General features: G+C 68.9%; 16 protein-coding genes. 9 read left to right on the top strand and 7 right to left on the bottom strand.

The features are described 5' to 3' along the window. Positions 1 to 46: 46 nt before the first annotated feature. The 3 genes from NDI76_RS11455 to NDI76_RS11445 all read right to left on the bottom strand — a co-directional run bounded on the left by NDI76_RS11455 (position 47) and on the right by NDI76_RS11445 (position 2,637). Positions 47 to 1,120 (bottom strand): DUF7350 domain-containing protein, encoded by a 1,074-nt coding sequence (locus NDI76_RS11455; protein ID WP_310924212.1) that lies wholly within the window; start codon positions 1,118 to 1,120, stop codon positions 47 to 49. A 137-nt stretch (positions 1,121 to 1,257) separates the two neighbouring features. Then, complete coding sequence (locus NDI76_RS11450) at positions 1,258 to 2,091, bottom strand: HFX_2341 family transcriptional regulator domain-containing protein (RefSeq protein ID WP_310924211.1); 834 nt, start codon at positions 2,089 to 2,091, stop codon at positions 1,258 to 1,260. 273 nt (positions 2,092 to 2,364) lie between these two features. After that, positions 2,365 to 2,637 carry a HalOD1 output domain-containing protein gene (locus NDI76_RS11445; RefSeq protein ID WP_310924210.1) on the bottom strand — a complete coding sequence of 91 codons (273 nt, stop codon included), beginning with the start codon at positions 2,635 to 2,637 and terminating at the stop codon, positions 2,365 to 2,367. 285 nt (positions 2,638 to 2,922) lie between these two features. On the opposite strand from NDI76_RS11445, the gene NDI76_RS11440 reads away from it, so the two are divergent. Further along, positions 2,923 to 3,273, top strand: coding sequence for a zinc ribbon domain-containing protein (locus NDI76_RS11440; protein WP_310924209.1), 351 nt, complete (start codon positions 2,923 to 2,925; stop codon positions 3,271 to 3,273). A gap of 86 nt (positions 3,274 to 3,359) precedes the next feature. Here NDI76_RS11440 and sucD read toward each other — a convergent pair whose 3' ends face one another. Both sucD and sucC read right to left on the bottom strand, forming a co-directional pair. After that, the gene (gene sucD / locus NDI76_RS11435; protein WP_310924208.1) at positions 3,360 to 4,229 is read right to left on the bottom strand and encodes a succinate--CoA ligase subunit alpha; all 870 of its coding nucleotides are present in this window, start codon (positions 4,227 to 4,229) and stop codon (positions 3,360 to 3,362) included. Beyond that, on the bottom strand, positions 4,226 to 5,371 hold the full coding sequence (sucC, locus tag NDI76_RS11430; RefSeq protein WP_310924207.1) for an ADP-forming succinate--CoA ligase subunit beta: 1,146 nt from the start codon (positions 5,369 to 5,371) through the stop codon (positions 4,226 to 4,228). The genes sucD and sucC overlap by 4 nt, the downstream gene beginning before the upstream one ends. Before the next feature lie 159 nt (positions 5,372 to 5,530). Here sucC and NDI76_RS11425 point away from each other — a divergent pair, with 159 nt between their 5' ends. The 5 genes from NDI76_RS11425 (at position 5,531) to NDI76_RS11405 (ending at position 9,945) form a co-directional block, all read left to right on the top strand. Beyond that, positions 5,531 to 6,547, top strand: coding sequence for a carbohydrate kinase family protein (locus NDI76_RS11425; protein ID WP_310924206.1), 1,017 nt, complete (start codon positions 5,531 to 5,533; stop codon positions 6,545 to 6,547). A 94-nt stretch (positions 6,548 to 6,641) separates the two neighbouring features. Then, complete coding sequence (locus NDI76_RS11420; protein ID WP_310924205.1) at positions 6,642 to 7,664, top strand: alcohol dehydrogenase catalytic domain-containing protein; 1,023 nt, start codon at positions 6,642 to 6,644, stop codon at positions 7,662 to 7,664. Positions 7,665 to 7,894: 230 nt separating this feature from the next. Further along, entirely contained in the window at positions 7,895 to 8,674 is a 780-nt protein-coding gene (locus NDI76_RS11415; protein ID WP_310924204.1) for an SDR family NAD(P)-dependent oxidoreductase, read from the top strand. A 114-nt stretch (positions 8,675 to 8,788) separates the two neighbouring features. Continuing rightward, positions 8,789 to 9,745, top strand: a complete 957-nt coding sequence (locus tag NDI76_RS11410) for an NADPH:quinone reductase (RefSeq protein WP_310924203.1) — start codon at positions 8,789 to 8,791, stop codon at positions 9,743 to 9,745. A gap of 62 nt (positions 9,746 to 9,807) precedes the next feature. Then, the gene (locus NDI76_RS11405) at positions 9,808 to 9,945 is read left to right on the top strand and encodes a hypothetical protein (protein ID WP_310924202.1); all 138 of its coding nucleotides are present in this window, start codon (positions 9,808 to 9,810) and stop codon (positions 9,943 to 9,945) included. 63 nt (positions 9,946 to 10,008) lie between these two features. Here NDI76_RS11405 and NDI76_RS11400 read toward each other — a convergent pair whose 3' ends face one another. After that, positions 10,009 to 10,404, bottom strand: a complete 396-nt coding sequence (locus tag NDI76_RS11400; protein ID WP_310924201.1) for a DoxX family protein — start codon at positions 10,402 to 10,404, stop codon at positions 10,009 to 10,011. 237 nt (positions 10,405 to 10,641) lie between these two features. On the opposite strand from NDI76_RS11400, the gene NDI76_RS11395 reads away from it, so the two are divergent. The 3 genes from NDI76_RS11395 to NDI76_RS11385 all read left to right on the top strand — a co-directional run bounded on the left by NDI76_RS11395 (position 10,642) and on the right by NDI76_RS11385 (position 14,603). Continuing rightward, entirely contained in the window at positions 10,642 to 12,024 is a 1,383-nt protein-coding gene (locus NDI76_RS11395; protein WP_310924200.1) for a sodium-dependent transporter, read from the top strand. 197 nt (positions 12,025 to 12,221) lie between these two features. Further along, the gene (locus tag NDI76_RS11390) at positions 12,222 to 13,640 is read left to right on the top strand and encodes a sodium-dependent transporter (RefSeq protein WP_310924199.1); all 1,419 of its coding nucleotides are present in this window, start codon (positions 12,222 to 12,224) and stop codon (positions 13,638 to 13,640) included. A gap of 66 nt (positions 13,641 to 13,706) precedes the next feature. After that, the gene (locus NDI76_RS11385) at positions 13,707 to 14,603 is read left to right on the top strand and encodes an EamA family transporter (RefSeq protein WP_310924198.1); all 897 of its coding nucleotides are present in this window, start codon (positions 13,707 to 13,709) and stop codon (positions 14,601 to 14,603) included. A 66-nt stretch (positions 14,604 to 14,669) separates the two neighbouring features. Here NDI76_RS11385 and NDI76_RS11380 read toward each other — a convergent pair whose 3' ends face one another. Beyond that, a complete protein-coding gene (locus NDI76_RS11380; protein WP_310924197.1) occupies positions 14,670 to 15,506 on the bottom strand; it encodes a hypothetical protein in 837 nt (278 codons plus the stop codon). Positions 15,507 to 15,521: the final 15 nt, after the last annotated feature.

Raw genomic sequence — 15,521 nt, 5'->3', positions numbered from 1 at the left:
TTCCGTTCCGGCCGCCGCGTGCGTTCGCTCCGGCGTTCGGCCGCGTTCATGACGGGACGGAGAACGTCATCGGTGACATCTCCACGAACGCCGTCTCGTAGCCGTCGTGGCGGGCCACCTGCGGCGGCACGGCGACGACGACGCGGACTTCGTCGCCCGCCGCGAGGGCGTCGACGCTCGTTCCGTAGTGGTATCCGAGTTCGGGGTCGAGCGTCCGAGTCAGGTCGGTCTCCGCCGTTCCGCCGCCGCCCGGCACCGTCGCCGTCAGTCCCATCATCGGCAGGACGATTCCGTTGTGCGGCGTCCGCGGGGAGACGTAGAGGTAGGTGCCGTCGCCGAAGCGGTCGGCGTCGACGGCGAACGCGTGGAAGACGGCGTCGCCGCTCCTCGCCCGCCCGAGGTGTCGACCCGGCAGCGACTCGGGGTCCGGCGCCCGGCCGACGGGGACGTTCGCCATCTCCATCGGGGAGATAGCCCCTCGGGACCCCGGGTTCTCGGGGTTCGTGAGGGGCACGTCGTACAGTTCGTCCGTGTCGAACTCGATATCGAAGGTCGCCGTCTCGGCCTGCCCGAAGCGCCCCTCGAACGCGCCGGTTCGGCGGAGGGAGACGCCGCCGACGCGGACGGTCACTTCGTAGCTCCCCTCGCCGTCCAGCGCGTAGTTCGACCCGTAGTGCAGCCCCATCTGCTGGGAGAGCATCGGGTAGGCTAGCTCCTCGCTGACGAGGCTCCCGTCCCGAAGAATTTCGAGGGTGAGACCGGAGTCGATTGGGAGGACCATGCCCGTCTCGGCGTCCCACAGCGACACCATGAGGTGTATCGAGTCGTCGGACTCGACGACCGTCTTCGAGAACTCCGTCCCCGTGAGCGTCCAGAAGCGGTGCGGGTACGAGTACGTCAGCGCCACGCCGTACGGCCCGGCGGTCGTCGTCCCGTACAGCTTCATCCCTTCGGTGATGGCGGGGACGTAGACGGCGTCGGGTCGGTCCTCGACCAGCGGCGGGTCGCGCCACGCCGACTGCGTCTCGAACCCGAGGGCGCTCATACAGCCCGCGGTGCCCGCGAGCGCGCCGGTGCCGAGCGTTCCGAGGAGGCGACGGCGGGTGAGTTTCGGAGCCATTGGGTGTACGGTCCCGCCCGCGGTGCGGACGGGCGTCGTTGTCGGTCCTAGCGGTTCGGCGGGGATGACGTTTGCGAACGGGCGGGGGGATTCGACGGGGACTCCGGCGGCGTTCCAGACGACGTCGAGCGTTCAGTTCAGTCCAGTTCGACCTTGTGCTGGAACGCCCGGTAGACGCTGACGCCCGTCTCGGTCAGCACGACGTTCTTCCGCTTGCCGGCGGGTTCGAGCCGAACGTACCCCTTCTCGACCAGCGGGTCGACGATGGCGGCGTCGAGGCGGCGGTACTCCGACTGCCTGCTCTCCGTCGAGTAGTTCGCGAGGAAGGGAAGCCCGTAGTCGTTCGCGCGTTGGATGAGACTCCGCTTGTTCAGCGTGTAGGGCTTCTCGACGGTCTGCTCGTACAGGTAGCCCATGATGTGAACCTGCTCGCGTGTCGGCGCCTCGATGGGGTAGTCGGGGACGCGGTCGATGCCGGCGACGCCCCGCGAGAGCGGTTCGGTGTCGACGTCGTGGCCGTAGGACTCCGGTTCGACGCTGTAGGGGAGGGCGGCCGTCGTCATGCAGGCGATGGCGGCGCCGACGGCGGCGACGTTCGTTCCCGACGAGATGTTGACGAACACCTGGTCGTCGGGGTGCGCGGCGGCGACGGTGGTCGTGACGCCCATCACGTCGTAGACGTTGTGGATGTCGACGGGGACGCCGCGGGCCTCGCACAGCGAGTCGAGTTCCTCGCGCGCGGCGCGTTGGTACGCCGTCGTCTCTTCCCAGGGGACGTGTTCGGTTTCGGGAGCGGACCAGTCGGCGTCGGCGTCCACGTCGCCGCACTCGGCGTCGGTCCGATTTGGGTCGTCGACGAGGAGGTAGACCAGGTCCGCGGCCTCGGCGCGAACGGGTTCGACGACCCGGTCGCGTTCGTACCCGAGGGGTGCGACGTGCACCCGTCGGCCGGAGGGGAGTCCGCTGTCCATAGTCGAAGTGGTTCGATGACCTACATGAATCTTCGGAAGGGGGCGCGGACGGGAAGAAAGCGGACGAAGGGGGAGGGCCGAACCGCCGGGCCGGGGGCGGCCCGCGGCGTCGGCGGGGACGTCGGCACGCGTCCGCATCCGGCGGCGAGGCGCCGGGGCGGAGGGGGCGGACGCGTGCGAACGTCCGGTGTCGCCACCGCATCGTCCGTATTGACACGAGAGTGTCGTGACTGTCGTGACAGTTGGGAGGGGCGGCGGGAGGGACCCGGTCGGTCAGTCGGCGCCGCAGCGTTTCGCGGGCGTCGCTTCGAGCACGTGGACGTCGCCGTCGCCGCGAAGGTGGATGCGATAGCCCGCGTAGTCGAACTCCACGTCGCTCGCGGCGGTCTCGCGTCCGTCGAACAGGGCGACGAGGGCGTCCGGGTCGACGACGGACGCGAGCGGCGGGATGTCGGTGACTGCGACGCCGTCTAGCTCCGCGACCAGCGACACGATGGCCTCCGGGAGCGAGTCGGGCGTCGCGGGTGTCGTACGGTCGGTCCTCATGACTCAACAGTAGTAGTTGGGATTCTTAAATGTCACATTCGTTCGCAGCTATTGAGAAAATCCTCTCTAGGAAACATTCTCTATATCTGTTACTCGCGCCTGCTTATAGACGCGGACAGAACGGATGCCCCACGGGCCATCGGTTTCTCGGCCATCCCCTTCGTCGCGGGCGGCGACGTCCGCGGTCCCGATTCGTGCGAGCGGTCCATCCGGCGTGGACGCCAGCACGCCCGTCCGCGCCCACAGCGGCGATAAAGCCAAGTCTATCTACCGCTTGGTGCCCTTATGGAGTGGCAGGTCGGGTTCGCGCTTCTCCTGTCGGCGTTCTGCGTCGTCGCCCCGACCCTTCTGTACGTCGGACTCGTCCGCGGCCTGGAACGACTCCGCGACGACCCGTTCGTCGAGCAGGTGCTGTTGCAGATGGACGAGGCCGAATCCGGGTCCGGCGCCGAGGGAGGTCCGAAGGGGGGCGCGTGGCGCGCGTTCGCGCCGTCGCTGCCGGGGTCCGACGCCGACCGAACGAACGGACGGGACGGACGGGCGGTCGGCGACGGGCCGACGTGCTCGCGGTGCGGCGCGCCGAACCCGGAGTACACCCGCTTCTGCGGCGTCTGTCTGGCGAAGATAACGAAGTGAGCCGTAGTCGGGTTCGAGCGCGAAAGAAGTGGACCGAGTCGTTCGAGTCGGGTCGAGTCGAGTCGAGTCGAGACGTCCGAACGGCTCTACAGGAAGTCTTCGACGTGTTCCGCGACTTCGTTCGGCGTGTCGCCGACGGGGACGCCGGCGTCGTTGAGCGCCGAAATCTTCGACTCCGCGGTCCCGGTGCCGGACCCGGAGACGATGGCGCCGGCGTGACCCATGCGCTTGCCCGGCGGCGCGGTGCGGCCCGCGATGAAGCCCGCGACGGGCGTGTCCATGTTCTCCGCGATGTAGTGGGCGGCCTGCTCCTCGTCCTCGCCGCCGATTTCGCCGCACATCACGACGGCGTCGGTGTTCTCGTCGGCCTCGAACAGTTCGAGGGCGTCGACGAACGACGTGCCGATGATGGGGTCGCCGCCGATGCCGATGGCCGTCGTCTGGCCGATACCGCGCTCGGTGAGGTTCGAGACGACCTGGTAGGTCAGGGTGCCCGACCGGGAGACGAGACCGACGTTACCCGACTCGAAGATGTTGCCGGGCAGAATGCCGAGTTTTGCCTCGCCGGGCGTGATGATGCCGGGGCAGTTCGGCCCGATGAGGCGGGTGTCGACCTCCGTGAGTCGTTTGTTCACCTTCGCCATGTCCTGCGTCGGGATTCCCTCGGTGATGGCCACCACGAGGTCGAGGTCCGTGTCGAGGGCCTCGAAGACGGCGTCGCCCGCGAACGCCGGCGGGACGAACACGACGGAGGCGTCGGCGTCCTCCTCGTCGACGGCCTCGTCGACCGTGTCGTAGACGGGGATGCCGTCGACGTCCTGACCGCCCTTGCCGGGCGAGGTGCCGGCGACGACGTTCGTGCCGTACTCCACCATCTGCTGGGTGTGGAACTTGCCCTCGCCGCCGGTGATGCCCTGTACAACCACGCGCGTGTCGTCGTCGACCAGTATGCTCATTGGTTCGCCTCCTGTGCGTTCTCGACGGCCCGTTGGACCGCGTCTTCGAGCGTCTTCTCGACCTCCACGAGGTCGGTGTTCAGAATCTCCATGCCCTCCTCCGCGTTGGTGCCCGCCAGTCGGACGACCACTTTCTTCGGTATCTCGTCGAACGCTTCGAGCGCCTCGTTGATGCCCTTGGCCACCTCGTCGCCGCGGGTGATGCCGCCGAAGATGTTGAACACGACGGCGTCGACGTTCTCGTCGGAGAACACCATGTCGAGGGCGTTCGTCACGCGTTCGGCCTTCGCGCCGCCGCCGATGTCGAGGAAGTTCGCGGGTTCGCCGCCGTAGTGGTCGACGAGGTCCAGCGTCGTCATGACGAGACCGGCGCCGTTGCCGATGATGCCGACGTTACCCGACAGGCGGACGTAGTCGAAGCCGTAGTCGTTCGCCTTGCGTTCGAGGTCGTCCTCGGCCGCCTCGTCCTCCATCTCCGCGAGGTCGGGTTGCCGGAACAGGGCGTCGTCGTCGATGTTCATGACGGCGTCGGCCGCGACGACGTCGCCGTCCGACGTGATCATCACCGGGTTGATCTCGATGTCGGAGGCGTCTCTCTCCTCGTAGAGGTCGTACAGCGTCGTCAGGATGGACGCCACGTCGTTCGCCACGTCGCGGTCGATGCCCGCGTCGTAGACGACCTTCCGCGCCTGGTAGGGGTGCAGACCGAACGCGGGGTCGATGTGCTCGCGCGCGATGGCCTCGGGGTTCTCCTCTGCGACCTCCTCGATGTTGACGCCGCCCTGCGTCGACACCATCGCCACGGGTTCGCCCTCGCCGCGGTCCATCGTGACGCCGACGTAGAGTTCGTTCTCGAAGTCGACGCCGGCCTCGACGAGCACCTTCTCGACGGTGTAGCCCTTGAGGTCCATGCCGAGGATGTCCTCGGCGGCCTCGCGGGCCTCCTCCTCGCTCGTCGCTATCTTGATGCCGCCCGCCTTGCCGCGGCCGCCGACGTGGACCTGCGCCTTGATAGCGGCCGGGTATCCGATCTCCTCGACAGCCTCCATCACTTCGTCGACCGACGCCGCGAGGCGGGACTCTGGCACCGGAATCCCCGCCTCGGCGAAGATATCCTTCGCCTGGTACTCGTGGAGTTTCATGCACTGATGTGTGCGAATGACGCGCGCTTAAATCCCGTTCATCCGGTACCGGAACTCCCTCCGAATACCCGCGAGAACTGACCTGTCTCGACTCGACGGGAGCGACCCGCCACGACGGGCGAACCCGCTAAGTCACGAGGTTCCGTAAGGGAAACTCGAATGGACTACGCCGGACTCGCGAGGAGGCTCAGAGAGGACCAGTCCCGCGGCGAGGTGACGGTGTTCCCGGACGGCAGCGTCGACACGTTCTACGAGGTGCGCGACAACGGGGGCGACAGAATCGACTCGCGCGTCGAGTTCGGCGAGCGAATCATCGACGACGCGGACTCCTTCGCGGTCGACCGCGCGGAGCAGAAACCCGGCGGGCAGGCGGTCAACACCGCCCGACAGACGCACGCGCTCGGCGACGAGACGAGGCTGTTCGGCCACCTCGACGACCCGGTGTTCGACGGCCTCGACTTCGAGACGGCGTCGATGGGCGCCCCGGCGTCGGTGTCCGTCTACGAGTTCGACGACGGCGACCTGATGTTCGCCGAGGGGTCGGAAGAGATGCCCGATTGGTCGTTCTCGGACCTGAGAGCGGTCGCGGGCGACGCCTTCGAGGGCCGTCTCACCGCCGACGCGGTCTGTTGCGTGAACTGGGTTTCGTTCGACTCGATGACGGACGCGCTCGACCGACTCGCCTCCCGCGGCTTCGACGGCGGCCTGTTCGTCCTCGACCCCGGCGACCTGACGGGCGTCCGAGCGGACCCGATAACTCGACTCTGCGATGCGCTCGGCGACCTCGAAGCAACGTACGACGTCGTCCTCAGCGCGAACGGCGACGAAATCGCGCACCTCCTGCGGGTGCTCTCCGTCGGGGAGACGGACGACAGTTCGGACCTCGCGGATCTCCGAGAGCGGGTCGGAATCGCCGGCGTCGTCCGCCACGGGAAGTCGGAGGCGGCCGCCGCGACGGCCGACGGTCGACTCACGGTTCCGAACGTCGAGGCGGACGGGAAGAGGCGACAGACCGGGTCGGGCGACCGCTTCACCGGCGGCCTCGCTCACGGCCTCGCCGCGGGGTGGGAGTGGGAGAACGCGCTCGGACTGGGCAACCTCTGCGCGTCCTACCACGTCGAAACCGGCGAGACGGGTACGGGGGAGTCCCTCGCCGAGTACGCCGACCAAGCCTGACAGATCGCGTGGGGGGTCGGTTGCGGGCCGCTCTCGTGCCGGTCGGAGTCGTCCCGTCATCAGCGTTATCGGTCTCACGCCGCAATCGCGCACCATGCGCGCCGCAGCATTCGCCGAACTCACCGGACCGGACGGCGTCGAGATGGTCGATCGCGAGGACCCTGACCCGGGGCCGGGCGAGGCCGTCGTCGACGTGGACGCCTGTTCCATCAACCGCCACGACCTCTGGATTCTCGACGGCGACTCCGCGATGGTCGACGCCGACGACCTGCCGTTCGTCAGCGGTCTCGACGTGGCGGGGACGGTGCGCGCCGTCGCCGACGGCGTGACCGCCGTCGACCCCGGCGACCGAGTCGTCCTCTGCCCGAACGAGACCTGCGGGACGTGTCGCTTCTGCCGCGAGGGACCGGAGAACCTCTGCGAGAACTTCTCGCTCTACCACGGCGGCCTCGCCGAACGGGCGCGCGTGCGGGCGGACAGACTCGTCACCCTGCCCGATTCGGTCGAGTCGACGACGGCCGCCGCCCTCCCCACCGCGTACATGACCGCCTACCACATGCTCCGGAAGGCCGACGTGGGGGCGAACGACCTCGTGTTCGTTCCGGGCGCGACGGGCGGCGTCGGCGTCGCAGCCGTCCAACTCGCCGACGCCCTCGGCGCGCGGAGCGTCGGCACCTCCTCCTCGGCGTCGAAACTCGACCGGATGACCGAGTTGGGTCTCGACCACGCCGTCGAGGGTACCGACCCCGACGAACTGCGCGAGGCCGTCGAGGACGTGGGACCGGCCGACGCCGTCGTCAACCATCTCGGCGGCGAGTACACCCAACTCGGCCTCGATACCCTCCGCCGCGGCGGCCGGATGGCCGTCTGCGGGCGGACGGCGGGGCGCTACTCCGAGATAGACATCCCGCAGTTGTTCCTACAGCACAACGAGGTGCTGGGGAGCACGATGGGCACGCAGACGGAGTTGGAGCGACTGGTCGGCCTCGTCGCCGACGGCGAGTTGGTCCCGGAGATAGACGAGACCTACCCGTTAGAAGAGACGGGCGAGGCGTTCCGCGCGATGGAGGAACGAGAGAGCGTCGGGAAACTCGTCGTGACGAACGATTCCGCGTGAGAGACGACAAACTCGCCGACTGAACGATAGAGAACAACTCGGAAGCCCCCGCGCTGTCAGCCGCCGCGACTCGCTGCGCGCGTTCGCTTCACTCACGTGCTTGCTTCGTCGGGGCTGGCTGACAGCGCGGCCCCTTCCAGTCCCGCCCGCGGCGGGTTCCCGTTCAGCGACGCCGACGGAACGCGGAACCGACGACGACAACTTATGCCACCCGCCGTCGACGCCTCGGTATGGGAGTTATCGACCGATTCAGACTCGACGGCGAGACGGCCATCGTGACCGGCGGCAACCGCGGCATCGGCCGCGCCATCGCGCAGGCGTTGGGGGAGGCGGGCGCCGACGTGGTCGTGGCGAACCGGAACGCCGACTCGGGGGCCGTCGCCGCCGAGGAGATAGCCGACTCGACGGGCGCGGAGACGCTCGCCGTCCCCGTCGACGTGGCCGACGAGGACTCGGTGCGGTCGATGGTGAACGCGACCTTGGAGGCGTTCGGCGACGTCGACGTGCTGGTGAACAACGCCGGCATCGTCGTCCACGAGGGCATCGAGGACATGACCCTCGACGAGTGGAACCGAGTCGTGGAGACGAACCTCACGGGCGTGTTCCTCTGCTCGAAGTACGCGGGCGAACCGATGCGCGCCGGCGACGGCGGGTCCATCGTCAGCGTCTCCTCGATGTCGGCGTTCATCGCCAACTACCCCCAGCGACAGGTCGCCTACAACGCTTCGAAAGGTGGTGTCGAGTCCTTCACCCGACAGCTAGCCTCCGAGTGGGCCGAATACGACGTGCGCGTGAACACCGTCGCGCCGGGCTACATACGGACGGACAACACCGACCAGGCCGACGCCGTCGACCCCGACATCGACGAGGTGTGGAAGGGGGAGATGCTGATGGAGGAAATCGCGCCGCCGGAGGACGTCGCGCCCACCGTGGTCTACCTCGCCAGCGACGCCGCCCGGTACGTCACCGGCGCGTCCGTCGTCGTCGACGGCGGGTACATGGTCCGCTGAAGCGAGAACCCCTCAGTCCGCGTAGAGGCGGACGAGGCCGCATTCGGGGCACGTTCCGGGCACGCCCGAGACTCCGCCGCACTCATTTATGATGCCCGCTGTCGAACGCGGCCCATGCGCGCAGTCAGATTCCACGAGCACGGAGGCCCGGACGTACTGGCCGTCGACGACGTAGCCGAACCCGAACCGGGACACGGAGAGGTCGTCGTCGAGGTCGGCGCGGCCGGCGTCAACCCGGTGGACACGTACTTCCGCGAGGGGGCGTATCCGGTTCCGAGTCTCCCGTTCGTCCCCGGGTCCGACCTCGCAGGGACCGTCGTCGACGTCGGCGACGGCGTCGAGCGATTCTCCCTCGGCGACCGGGTGTTCGGCACGGGCCTCGGCAACGGCCGGCCGGGCACCTACGCGGAACAGGTGGCGGCGCCCGTCGACTCGCTCGCCCATCTCTCGGACGACGCGGAGTTGACCGACGCGGCCGCACTCGCTCTCGTCGGCACGACGGCGTGGCGCGCCCTCGTCCACCACGCGGGCGTCGAACCCGCCGAGACGGTGTTAGTCCACGGCGGGAGCGGCGGCGTCGGGCACGTCGCCGTCCAACTGGCGCGGACGATGGGGGCGCGCGTCGTCGCCACGGCCTCTCCCGACCACCACGACGCCCTGCGGAACCTCGGCGCCGACCCCGTCTTCGACTACCGTCGGGACGACCTCCAGTCCATGATTTCGGAGGCGGGCGCCCCGGACGTCGTCCTCGACACCCACATGGACCGCTACCTCCAACTGAACGCGGACGTCGCCGCCGACGGCGCCCGCATCGTCGGCGTCGGCAACGACACCGCCGAGGGCGGGTTCGACGACATCGGCGCCACGAAGTCGAAGGAACTGCGCTATCAGTTCATGTCGATGTTCAACACGCCGTATCCGAGCGACGTGCTCGCGCGCCTCAACGAACTCCTCGTCCGCGGCGACGTCGAACCGGTCGTCCACGACACCTACGCCCTTGAAGCGGCCGCCGACGCCCAACGGGCCGTCCTCAACGACAGTTTCGTCGGCAAACTCGTGCTCGTCCCCTGAGCGGCGTCGACCCGTCTCGCCGGAGCAGACAGTTATTTGTCACGTCTGCGAAAGCGGCCGCCATGGGTCACTGTCCCGACTGCGGCGAGGAGTTGGTCGAAGTGGTCGAGAGCGGCACGTCGGCGAAGTTCAGCACCGGCAGGGTGTGGGAGTGTTCGGAGTGCGGCGCGATTCTGGGTGTGACGAGAATCGGAACCTGAGCGTGCGGCGTCGAGGGCGCCGCGACTGTGTCCGCGTTCGCGACCGTGTCCGCGTTCGCCGCCTCAGCGGTACGCCTCGCGGAGGTACACCAGCGCCGCGCCGAACATCGCCAGATTGCCGAAGAAGGCGAGACGCTCGCCGCTGGCGTCGCCCTCCTCGTTCCAGAAGTCGTGCATCGTCGTCGTCACCACCGCGAGGAAGGTGACGACGGCCCCGGTGGCGAGGCGGGGAAGCCGCCAGGCGGCGAGGAGCAGTCCGCTCGTGAACATCATCCCGGAGGCGAACGGTGCGGCCAGTTCGGGCATCGGCACGCCCGCGGACTCGGCGTACTCTATGTTCCCCTCCATGTCTCGGAAGTCCTCGGAGGCCTGCAGCGCCAGACCGAGGCCGAACAGCACGCGGCCGAGCGTCGACAGGGAACGCGTCGCGTCGGTGGTCGTCTCGGAGTCGTCTGCCATACGCTACTACTGATACGCCGCCGACATAAGCCTACGTGCGCGCCCGGCGCGAACGGCGTCGCGGTTCCCGCGCCTTCGTAACGCGGTACACACGGTCACGCACATCACCGCGGAGCGACAGAAACTGACGAACGTTTCTTCAGGGGGCGGCTGCGAACGAACCCGTCGATTTCTCGGCCGATTTCGGACGCACATCGTGTTGTTTATCACGTTTTCGTCTGGTACGGAGAGACAGACATGAGCGAACGAGAGACGTGGGCGACGAGGGCGGGGTTCATCCTCGCCGCCGTCGGAAGCGCCGTCGGCCTCGGGAACATCTGGCAGTTCCCGTTCAAAACGGCGCAGTTCGGCGGCGCGACGTTCCTCGTCGTCTACCTCGTGGCGGCGTTCGGTATCGGGCTTCCGGCGATGCTCTCGGAGTTCGTCATCGGCCGGAAGAGCAACCTCAACACCATCGGCGCGTTCGAGCGACTCGGCTACCGCCAGTGGCGCGTCGTCGGCATCATCGGTCTGCTGACGGGCTTTTGGATCCTCTCGTACTACAGCGTCGTCGGCGGGTGGGTGCTCCGTTACGTCGGCGGTAGCCTCACCGGTGCGTACTTCGGCGACGCCGGCGCGTACTTCGGCGCCGTCTCCGCCGGCCTCCCGGCCGTCGCCCTGCACGCCGTCTTCATGGCCCTGGTCGTCGGCATCGTCGCCTTCGGCATCGAGGACGGCATCGAGAAGGCGACGAAGCTGATGGTGCCGAGCATCCTCGTCATCCTCGTCGCCCTCGCCGTCTGGGCGTTCACGCTCCCCGGGTCCGGTCCCGGCTACGCCTACTTCCTCTCGCCCGACCTGAGCCAACTCCGCCTGTCGGTGGTCTTCACGAACGTCTTCCCGTTCGTCGCCTTCAGCGGCCCCCTCGCCGAAATCATCCCGTTCGCCGTCTCGCAGGCGTTCTTCTCGCTGTCGCTCGGAATGGGCGCGATGATAACCTACGCCTCCTACATCGACGGCGACGAGAGCCTGTTCGGCGACAGCGTCACCATCGTCGTCTTCAACAGTCTCATCGGCATCCTCGCGGGTCTGGTCGTCATCCCCCTCCTGTTCGCGCAGGGGGCCGAACCCGGCGCCGGCGGGGCCGGCGCCCTGTTCGTCAGCGTCGCCGGCGCGTTCGCGACCATCCCGTTTGGCCGCGTCGTCGGCTTCGTCTTCTTCCTCGTCGTGCTCGTGGCCGCCCTGTCGTCGGCCATCAGCCTGCTCGAAGTCGTCGTCTCCTACGCCGTCGACAACTACGCCGTCTCCCGTCCGCAGGTGGCCGCCGGCCTCGGCGCCGCCATCTTCGTCCTCGGCCTCCCCTCGGCGTGGGACACGGCGTGGCTGACGTGGTTCGACAACCTCGCCTACTCGCTGCTGCTCCCCCTCTCGGTGCTCGGCATCCTCGTCTTCGTCGGCTGGGTGTTCGGCCGCCCGGCCGTCGACGAACTCCTCCGCGGCACCGGCTTCGGCGGCGGAATCGGCTCGCTGTGGCTGTGGCTGGTCCGCACCGTCGTCCTCCTCGGCGTCGTCCTCACGCTGGTGCTCGGCCTCATCACGCTGTTCGGCGGCCCCGACCCGGCCATCGTCCCGCCGCTCTGACGCCGCGCGGGCCGACGTCGACTCCGCGGGCGCCGACTCGGCTCACCCCGCCGTCGAGGAATCGTCACCGAACGACCGATTTCCGTCTCGATTCTCGACGAATATCGCATTCTGACCGCAGTTTATCCGTTACATTTGCCGGTTGACGAATCCTCGGTCCGTAAGCGCTTTTAGCCCGAGCGGGGGATTGCGAGTCAATGGCACGAGAGACGTGGGCGACGCGCGTCGGATTCATCCTCGCCGCCGTCGGGAGCGCGGTGGGCCTCGGGAACATCTGGCGGTTCCCGTGGGTGACGGCCGAGAACGGCGGAAGCGCCTTCCTGGCGATGTACCTCGGTATCGTCCTTCTGGTGGGCGTCCCCGGCCTCCTCGCGATGTTCGTCGTCGGGCGGCGCGCCAAGCGCAACCCCGTCGGCGCCCTGCAACAGCTCTCGGGGTCGGACCGCTGGGGCCTCGCGGGCGGCTTTCTCGTCTTCAGCTCGCTGGTGCTCATCTCCTTTTACAGCGTCGTCGGCGGCTGGATACTGCGGTACCTCGGCGAGAGCCTCCTCGGCGTCGTCGCCGGGAGCGCCCCCTACTTCGCGGACCCCGGCGCGTCGTTCGGCGCGGCGTCCGTCGGACTCGACGCCGTCGCGTTCCACCTCGTCTTCCTCGCGCTGACGGCGTTCGTCGTCGTCGCCGGCATCCGGCGGGGCATCGAAGTCGCCACGAAGTGGATGATGCCCGCCATCTTCGCCCTGCTCGTCGGCCTCGCGGCGTGGGCCTCCACGCAGGCCGGCGCCGCCGAGGCGTACGCGTTCTACCTCCGGTTCGACACGAGCGTCATCCGGGAGAACTTCTTCGGCCTGCTCGGCCCCGCGGCGGGGCAGGCGCTGTTCACCCTCTCGCTCGGCGTCGGCACGATGATAACGTACGCCTCCTACCTCGACGAGGACCGCTCGCTGCCGTTCGACGGCGCGAGCGTCGCCGTCCTCAACACCGTCGTCGGCGTCCTCGCGGGTCTGGTCGTCTTCCCGCTCCTGTTCTCGCTCGGCATCGAACCCGGCGAGACGGGTACCGGCGCGGGCGCGCTGTTCGTCGGCCTCGCGGGCGCGTTCGCGCAGCTTCCCGCCGGTGCGCTCGTGGCGACGGCGTTCTTCGCCGTCGTCGCCCTCGCGGCGCTCTCCTCGGCCATCAGCATCCTCGAAATCTCCGTCTCCTTCCTCGTCGACGAGTACGACCTCCCGCGCCGCCGCGCCGCGGCGACTGTCGGCGGCCTCGTCGCCGTCACCGGCTCCGTCTGCGCGCTGAACGCCGGCGTGTTCGGGTTCGTCGCGGGCACCCTCGTCGACATCCTGCTCACCATCGGGCTGGCGGTCTGTCTCGTCTTCGTCGGCTGGGTGATGGGTCGGGACGCGCTCGTCGAGTTCCGGAAGGGCGCCGGCCCCGTCGGCCGCGCCGTCGCGACGCCGTGGCTGTTCGCCGTCGGCGTCCTGCTCCCGACGTTCCTCGTGTTCACCCTCCTGACGACGTTCAACGTCGACGCCGAAATCGGGTTCTGGCCCACCGTCGCCGCCGCCGTCGCCGTCGCCGGCGCCGCCTTCGCGGGCCTGCGCGGCGAGCGCTCGCTCGTCTGAACCGCTTTTTCCAGCCTTCGCTTCCGCTATCAGCACGTTTTCCCCGCCGCCGCCGGACCGACGCACGTGAACGTCTCCGTCTCGCCGCTCGTCCTCCTCCTCTCGCTCGGCCCCGCGGTGCTGTGGGGGTTCACCCCCGTCATCGAGAAGCGCGCGCTCTCGGGCGGCGGCCGGCCCCTGCAGGCGTCGCTCGTCGTGGTGGTCGTCGACACCCTCCTGTACTCGCTGGCCCTCCTCGCGCGCGGAACCGTGCCGTTCGTCGGCCTTCCGCTCGAAACCGCCGCGGTGTTCGTCGCCGCCGGCGTCTTCGGCACCGCCCTCGGTCGGTTGGCCATCTTCGCCGGCAACGACCGCGTCGGCGCCAGCGTCTCCAGCGCCGTCGTCAGCGCCCGACCGCTGTTCGCCACCGCCCTCGCCGTCGGGTTCTTGGACGAACCGGTCTCGCTCGCCACGGCCGCGGGCGTCCTCGTCCTCGTCGTCGGCCTTGCGGTGCTCTCCTTGGCGAAGGGCGGCGACATCTCCGGGTGGGACACCCGGGACCTGCTGATGCCGCTCGCCGCCGCCGTCACGTTCGCCATCGGCAACGTCCTCCGCCGGTTCGGTCTCGGACTGGGGGACACCACGGCGCTCGAAGCCGTCGCGCTCAACGAGTTCGCGGCGCTCGTCGCCCTCGGCGGCTACGTCCTCGTCGCCGGCCGCCGCGACGTGCTGGAGGCGCCGCGGCGAACCTACGGCGTCTTCGCCGTCAGCGGGACGATGACCGCCGTCGCGCTGTTGGCGATGTTCACCGCGCTGGCGCTGCCGGAGGGTCGCGTCGCCGTCGTCGACCCCCTCATCGCCACCGCGCCGCTGTTCACGACCGTGTTCTCGTACTTCCTGCTCTCGGACCTCGAACGCGTCACCCGCGGCATCGTCGCCGGGGCGGTGCTGGTCGTGGCGGGCGCGGCGCTGGTGGCGGTGTGAGAACGGGTAAGAGGACGAAAAGCGGAGAACGGGAAACCGAAATCAGAGACCGAAGAATCGAGCGGTTCAGGCGTTTGTGGACGCGCTCGCCGCCGTTTCCGCCGCGTCCAGCGCAGTGACGTCGAAGTACTCGGCCTCCTCGGGAACGAACACCCGCTGGCTCACCTGTCGGTTGTCGTCGGGTCGGAGGTCGGTCTCGCGGCGCTCGACCCGGAGGACGGGGGCGTTCGATTCGTCGTAGAAGGTGAGGCGGACCGCGCCGTCGCGGGGTTCGCCCTGGTTGACGAGCGTCGCTTCGAGCGTCACCGCCTCGCCGCGGACGGCCTTCGCCGACTCGACGTCGCCGCCGTTGTCGGAGAGACCGGCCCCGGAAGCGTAGAGGGTCTCGGAGGCGTCGCTCCGCGAGTCGCGGTAGATCTGGAGGCGGTTCTCGATGCCCTCCGCCAGCCTGTCGGCGTCGCCGGAGAGCCGTTCGCGCATCGAGACGACGACGCCGTCGACGTCGTCGACCAGCGACGCCTGCGAGGTGCTGGCGTCGGCCTCGCGGCCCTCGTACTCGTCGAGGAGCGAGCGGACGCGGTCCAGTTGGTCGGAGACGTCGGCGTCGGACTCGCGTTCGATGCGGTCCAGCGCGTCCCGCACGTCGAGAATGGGGGGGAGTTCGTGCGCCCCGGATTCGTCGGCGTCCGTCTTCTCGGCGGCCGCCTCGTCGGCCGTCGAACCGTCGGCGGGGTCCGGACTGCTGGCGGCGTCCGTGCCGGCGCCCGACGCCTCGCGGCTGGTGACGGTCGTGTCGCTGTCGACGTCCTCGCCCGAGCGACGGTCGTCCGAGCGGCGGGACGCGTCCTGGTCGAACGCTTCCGACTCCTCGTCGTCGTCGTCGCCGGTGTAGCGGTGGGACACGGTCGCCGATACCGA

The organism is Halogeometricum sp. S1BR25-6 (assembly GCF_031624495.1).
GTDB classification, from domain to species: Archaea; Halobacteriota; Halobacteria; order Halobacteriales; family Haloferacaceae; genus Halogeometricum; species Halogeometricum salsisoli.
Note: the sequence above shows the minus strand (reverse complement) of the source record. Positions and strands in the feature narration are given on the sequence as shown.

What these genes read in the sequence shown, in the direction of transcription:
- NDI76_RS11455 (WP_310924212.1), bottom strand. Translation starts at nt 1,120, where the DNA reads ATGGCTCCGAAACTCACCCGCCGTCGCCTCCTCGGAACGCTCGGCACC.
- NDI76_RS11450 (WP_310924211.1), bottom strand. Translation starts at nt 2,091, where the DNA reads ATGGACAGCGGACTCCCCTCCGGCCGACGGGTGCACGTCGCACCCCTC.
- NDI76_RS11445 (WP_310924210.1), bottom strand. Translation starts at nt 2,637, where the DNA reads ATGAGGACCGACCGTACGACACCCGCGACGCCCGACTCGCTCCCGGAG.
- NDI76_RS11440 (WP_310924209.1), top strand. Translation starts at nt 2,923, where the DNA reads ATGGAGTGGCAGGTCGGGTTCGCGCTTCTCCTGTCGGCGTTCTGCGTC.
- sucD (WP_310924208.1), bottom strand. Translation starts at nt 4,229, where the DNA reads ATGAGCATACTGGTCGACGACGACACGCGCGTGGTTGTACAGGGCATC.
- sucC (WP_310924207.1), bottom strand. Translation starts at nt 5,371, where the DNA reads ATGAAACTCCACGAGTACCAGGCGAAGGATATCTTCGCCGAGGCGGGG.
- NDI76_RS11425 (WP_310924206.1), top strand. Translation starts at nt 5,531, where the DNA reads ATGGACTACGCCGGACTCGCGAGGAGGCTCAGAGAGGACCAGTCCCGC.
- NDI76_RS11420 (WP_310924205.1), top strand. Translation starts at nt 6,642, where the DNA reads ATGCGCGCCGCAGCATTCGCCGAACTCACCGGACCGGACGGCGTCGAG.
- NDI76_RS11415 (WP_310924204.1), top strand. Translation starts at nt 7,895, where the DNA reads ATGGGAGTTATCGACCGATTCAGACTCGACGGCGAGACGGCCATCGTG.
- NDI76_RS11410 (WP_310924203.1), top strand. Translation starts at nt 8,789, where the DNA reads ATGCGCGCAGTCAGATTCCACGAGCACGGAGGCCCGGACGTACTGGCC.
- NDI76_RS11405 (WP_310924202.1), top strand. Translation starts at nt 9,808, where the DNA reads ATGGGTCACTGTCCCGACTGCGGCGAGGAGTTGGTCGAAGTGGTCGAG.
- NDI76_RS11400 (WP_310924201.1), bottom strand. Translation starts at nt 10,404, where the DNA reads ATGGCAGACGACTCCGAGACGACCACCGACGCGACGCGTTCCCTGTCG.
- NDI76_RS11395 (WP_310924200.1), top strand. Translation starts at nt 10,642, where the DNA reads ATGAGCGAACGAGAGACGTGGGCGACGAGGGCGGGGTTCATCCTCGCC.
- NDI76_RS11390 (WP_310924199.1), top strand. Translation starts at nt 12,222, where the DNA reads ATGGCACGAGAGACGTGGGCGACGCGCGTCGGATTCATCCTCGCCGCC.